3 protein-coding genes are annotated in these 2,023 nt (G+C 54.1%); all 3 read left to right on the forward strand.

Features of this window, described 5'->3' with window-relative positions; genetic code table 11:
* Positions 1–63 precede the first annotated feature (63 nt).
* The 3 genes from QUF18_RS20345 to QUF18_RS20355 all read left to right on the forward strand — a co-directional run bounded on the left by QUF18_RS20345 (position 64) and on the right by QUF18_RS20355 (position 1,762).
* A protein-coding gene (locus tag QUF18_RS20345; protein WP_289386482.1) for an IS3 family transposase occupies positions 64–1,253 on the forward strand; the annotation gives its coding sequence in 2 pieces (ribosomal slippage) (positions 64–316 and positions 316–1,253; 1,191 coding nt in all).
* Positions 1,250–1,393 carry a hypothetical protein gene (locus QUF18_RS20350; protein ID WP_289389053.1) on the forward strand — a complete coding sequence of 48 codons (144 nt, stop codon included), beginning with the start codon at positions 1,250–1,252 and terminating at the stop codon, positions 1,391–1,393. Before QUF18_RS20345 ends, QUF18_RS20350 begins: the two co-directional genes overlap by 4 nt.
* A gap of 57 nt (positions 1,394–1,450) precedes the next feature.
* On the forward strand, positions 1,451–1,762 hold the full coding sequence (locus QUF18_RS20355; RefSeq protein WP_289389054.1) for an aminoglycoside adenylyltransferase domain-containing protein: 312 nt from the start codon (positions 1,451–1,453) through the stop codon (positions 1,760–1,762).
* The last annotated feature ends 261 nt before the right edge of the window (positions 1,763–2,023 follow it).

Raw genomic sequence — 2,023 nt, forward strand, 5'->3', positions numbered from 1 at the left:
TGACCTGCCACTGAGAATTTCCTCCAGAATGGATTAGAGTCCGGCCCGATAAAGGACGGACGAATGAAGAAGCAGCGATTTACGGAAGAGCAGATTATTGCGGTGCTGAAGGAGCAGGAGGCAGGCATGAAGGTGGCCGACCTGTGCCGCAAGTATGGGATTTCGGACGCAACATTTTATAACTGGAAAGCCAAATACGGCGGTATGGAGGTGTCCGAGGCGAAGCGCCTGAAGGCACTCGAAGAAGAGAACGCCAAGCTTAAGAAGCTGTTGGCCGAGCAGATGCTCGATGCCGCCGCACTCCGCGAGCTTCTCGCAAAAAAATGGTAGGGCCTGCCGCCAAGCGTGACGCCGTTGCACATCTGAAGGACATAATGGGTCTTTCGGAGCGGCGGGCCTGCCAGATTGTTTCGGCTGATCGCAAGATGATCCGCTATCGGTCCTGCCGACCGCCGGAGGTCGAATTGCGAGCAAAGTTGCGCGATCTCGCCAACGAGCGACGGCGCTTCGGCTACCGACGGCTGTTCGTCCTGCTCAGGCGGGACGGAGAGCCATCCGGCGTCAACCGCATCTATCGGCTGTATCGCGAGGAAGGGCTTTCGGTTCGCAAGCGGAAGGCTCGACGAAGGGCCGTCGGCACGCGTGCGCCGATCCTGGTCGAGGCGAAAGCAAATGCCCGTTGGTCTCTCGATTTCGTGCACGACCAGTTTGCATGCGGGAGACGGTTCCGGATCCTCAATATCGTTGATGATGTGACACGGGAATGCCTGGCAGCAATCCCGGACACCTCAATCTCCGGCCGCCGTGTCGCCCGAGAACTGACGACGCTGATCGAACGACGCGGCAAGCCCGGAATGATTGTCTCCGATAACGGCACGGAACTCACCTCGAATGCCATCCTGGCCTGGTCGAAGGATCACAAGGTTGAGTGGCACTATATCGCGCCAGGAAAGCCTATGCAGAACGGCTATGTTGAATCCTTCAACGGTCGGATGCGCGACGAATTGCTCAACGAAAGCCTGTTCTTTGGCCTCGATCACGCCCGCAGCGCCATCGCCCAATGGGCCGACGATTACAACAATTTCCGGCCACACTCGTCGCTGGGATACCAAACCCCGGCAGACTATGCTGGATCCATCGCCGCAACCGGCTCCAACGCTGCGCAAGATGAAAGCTTGGCGTTTCCGCCGGTTGCTACCAACACGCCAATTGGCGTAGTCAAAACCGCCGAGGCTCTAATCGCCGTTGGATGAAAGTTCAGTGGCAGGTCACAACAAATGAATTTCCTGCACGCGCTGAATTTGTTTATGGCGAATGGCTGCGTGATAGTTTCGAAGCTGGTGAGGTTCCGTTACCCAACAATGATCCTGAATATACACTCGTGCTGGCATAGGCTTATAACGAGGCATTCTCTCTCTATGGTCCGCCGGCACAGACACTTCTGACGCAAATCACATCAGAACATATCAAAGATGCGATGCGTATTCTGCTGCCTTCTTTAGTTGAATGTCTGGGTGGAGATGAGCGCAATGTTTTACTGACCTTGGCACGGATGCTTTACACAGCAACGACTGGTCGGTTTACGAGTAAAGATCAGGCTGCGGCGTGGGCTAAATCGTTATTGTCTAAAGCTGATGCAGATTTATTATCTTATGCACGCTTGGCATATTGGGGAGAGGTTCTTGATGATTGGACTGATCGAGGGTCTCAGGCAGTCTATTTAACTGATGAACTCACTCGGCGGCTTTCAGCTTTATTGTAATGTGTTTGAAGCCAGCCTGTACATCTTTGCTGCCGTTTCAGGATAGATACTTCGTCTGCGCGTGTTCGCACGGGCCGAAGACCCTCCCCTCCTCAGTTATTTGATTTGTTTTTATTGATTGAACGCCGAAGAGGGCTTTGCATATCTGGCAGGGTGGTTGTGCGCTTGTGTATTTTTTGGGATTTAGGTTGCGTGGTGAGGATTTGAGTTTTTGTGTCCCACTTCGTGGGCTCGGCCTCTTTGTGGGCCCCTGACTTAGGT

The organism is Pseudochrobactrum kiredjianiae, assembly GCF_030362795.1.
Lineage (GTDB): Bacteria > Pseudomonadota > Alphaproteobacteria > Rhizobiales > Rhizobiaceae > Pseudochrobactrum > Pseudochrobactrum kiredjianiae.

Excerpts from the sequence above, each read along its gene's own strand:
- QUF18_RS20350 (WP_289389053.1), top strand. The coding sequence starts at position 1,250 with ATGAAAGTTCAGTGGCAGGTCACAACAAATGAATTTCCTGCACGCGCT.